Origin of the sequence: Chamaesiphon sp. OTE_8_metabat_110 (assembly GCF_031382685.1) — a bacterium.
Lineage (GTDB): Bacteria > Cyanobacteriota > Cyanobacteriia > Cyanobacteriales > Chamaesiphonaceae > Chamaesiphon.
Genome location: NZ_JANMZA010000083.1, coordinates 1 through 2,926, shown reverse-complemented (window position 1 = coordinate 2,926; position 2,926 = coordinate 1). Strand labels below are relative to the sequence as shown.

The window sequence follows — 2,926 nt, the reverse complement described above, 5'->3', positions numbered from 1 at the left end:
AAACTATATAGTTGTCTAGGTTCAGTGGTGAAGGTAGTTGGCTCTAGGAGCGACTTTCGTCGATTCCGCTGGGCTGTTTCCCTCGACCGCTTTACTAATATATCTTGTCTGCCTAGGATTGTCAACCCTTTTTGGGAAATTAATTTGATATCGTTCGTTCGAGTTATAGAACCTGTTACTAGCGTTAGCTTTTAAGGGTTGCGGCTAATGTCATCCCTGCCAGGTAAGCATCTTCTACTTTAGAGCCACGACACCAGTCGCCGATACAGAATAGAGGAGCGGGGATATCGATCGATAAATAGGAGTCTGCGGCAGTCTGCGAAGATAAGTGGTGAGGAGATTTGGCGATCGCGTAGCGCCAGAGATGCGGTTCTTGCCACTGAAAGTCTCGAAACCAGGGGAAAAACCGCTTGCTGGCACGTTCTAACATGAGTAGACTGGCAATAGCGGTGGATTGAGGTTCGGGGTACTTACTGGCGAATTCAGCCGTACTCTGAAGTACAAAGACTGGTGGTGCTAATTGTTGACGTTTGCTGCTATCTAGTCCTAGCCATGCCAGAATTGGGTCGCCTTGGCAAGTAACGGATTTAATTTGGGGATGAGTTGTTTGCCATTGGGCTAGTTGAGTATCTATATAGCCAGCAGCTACTGCAATCGAGGGATAAAATTCAACTGCTGTTAGGTCGTTTATAAACTCGATGGGCAAAATAGGGGTCAAAGGCTTGAGGAGATCTAGTGCTTGAGGAGCGGGAATAGCGAGAATTACTTTTCGGGCGAGAATTTCGGTTGGGTTGGTACCATCGATCGTCAGTCGCCATAAATTACCATCGGGGTGAATCGAGATCGCGCGTTGTCCGAATCGAATATCTAGATCCTGTGCTAGGTATTTAGCAATTTGATTCATACCACCAGGCGCAACATACCGGGGGTAAATAGCTGGATCTGCTGACATATCGCCATTTGCAGTTAGCGTATGAGTAGTATCCGTCCACGTTTCGGCAATGTTGTCGGCAATGAGTCGATCGAGTAATTTGCGAAATTTCTCGCCTTTGGGGGAGATATAACAAGTCCCACGATCGACACACGTCTGGTGCATTCTTCGGGTTGTCAGTCTACCACCAACTCCCCGAGACTTTTCAAAGATAGTAATCCCTTGATACCCAGCAGCTTGAAGTTCGCTGGCGCAAGTAATACCCGCGATTCCAGCACCAACAATCGCAATTTCTAGAATATTAGTCATTACCTATGCAAAAGTTTGAAAGATTACTAGCCATTGAGGTAGGGGCAATGTCTTGTCGGTGTTTTTATTCGGAGGTTCCCTCCTAATAAAACCGCCGCTTCACGAATTGCCCTTACTTTAAATGTCGTGTCGATCGACATTGGCTGCTTTAAGTTTACGTTTAAACGCGATTGCCGCGCTCCCAGCCATTAAAGAACCCAATATTGCGATCGGTTCAGGAACAGCAGTAGGCGAAACGGTATTAAAGGCTAATTCGCCAATTAATCGATGTCCCTCAGTCGTGGGATGAATATCATCCCAGAACAAGTTGGCATTCGGATTCGCACAAACGGTAGTAGTTAGACATTGAGTAGTAACATCGGTAAATTCAAAACTGCTAGGATTAGTCACAATTCGGTTAAACAAACCATTAACATCTAGTAAGTTCAAATTAACGGTAGGTTTGGCTAACTTTAAATTAGCAATAGTCGTCGCCAAACCAGCATTATGCGCTGCGGTTAAACTGCTCAAACCTATTGCCGTAGTCCCCAGGTTGCGCGTACTCGGTAACGCACCTAGATCGGACAGATTAGGAACTAAAATATTCCTGGCACCGCGATCGATTAAAGTATTAATATCTGCAAATAAATTCCCGACTGGTATTGCTGGATCTGTAGTTACATTACCTAAATAATCATTAGCTCCGCCCCAAATTATATATAGTGCATCGCGATCGCGAACTGCATTGTCGTTAGTTATCTGCTGCTGGATGCCATTTAATGCTGGAATAATGGGGGTGACAATTAAATTTTGAATAGTATTAGCCGTACCCGTAGTAGCACCACCAACCGCAAAATTAGTAATGCGATTAGTCGCCGGATTGCCATTGGCAGGAATCCCCAGGCTAGCAGCTAAGTATTCAACCCAGATCGGCCCATTAGAAAATCTACCACCACCAACCACATTACTATATGGTGGTGCGGCTCCGCCTGTTGCTGCGGCTGCGCGCCCTAAATCGGATAAACTATCGCCATAAACAACTAGTTGACTGAAGGTAGCAGCGATCGCTTTTACTGGTAATGAACTAGCTGCTACAACCAACCCAGTAATGATTAAATGTCTTTTCATGTGGCTTGCCGATCGAGATTACAATAGTACAAAAACTACAATAGTTGCTGATATTATAGCTTAATGGTAGCCGTTCGAGTCTGCTGTATTTGTAACACTCTCAATCGGATTGATGGCTTTTATTGCTAATCAATAAAAGAAAGAGCAGAAAATTAATTTTCTGCTCTTTGAGTTAATACTAGTTCCAAAGACTTAGAACTAAAGTTAGATCGATTTACCTACTATGGTTTGTGAACGATGAAGCTCAATACTTGGCACTGTTTGATGTTGTCGAAACCAACAACACGGACGAAACAATGACCGTATTCGCTACGGCAAGCGCGGACTTCAGCTAAAATTTCGTTAGTAGTAGTCGCGTTGAATAATGGCAACTTCCAGAGTGTCCAGTAGTGCTGGGTAGGCTCGGATTCTTGGCTAAATTCAACACCAGGAATATATCCTTGGTCGAGCATGTATTGTAGTTGCTTGGCAATTTGAGCATCGCTCAATGGTGGCAAGTAGGAAAAAGTCTCAAAGCGACGTGCGAAAGGTAAAGTTTGCATTTCTATTTGCTCTACGGCTAAATATAGTTGAGATGTA

General features: G+C 44.3%; 3 protein-coding genes. All 3 read right to left on the bottom strand.

Going from position 1 to position 2,926, the window contains the following annotated elements:
* Positions 1–184: 184 nt before the first annotated feature.
* Entirely contained in the window at positions 185–1,240 is a 1,056-nt protein-coding gene (locus tag RMO52_RS03170; RefSeq protein WP_309740582.1) for an FAD-dependent oxidoreductase, read from the bottom strand.
* Positions 1,241–1,357: 117 nt separating this feature from the next.
* A complete protein-coding gene (locus RMO52_RS03165; protein ID WP_310410754.1) occupies positions 1,358–2,347 on the bottom strand; it encodes a PEP-CTERM sorting domain-containing protein in 990 nt (329 codons plus the stop codon).
* 221 nt (positions 2,348–2,568) lie between these two features.
* Positions 2,569–2,889, bottom strand: coding sequence for a ribulose bisphosphate carboxylase small subunit (locus RMO52_RS03160; RefSeq protein ID WP_309740587.1), 321 nt, complete (start codon positions 2,887–2,889; stop codon positions 2,569–2,571).
* Positions 2,890–2,926 lie beyond the last annotated feature (37 nt).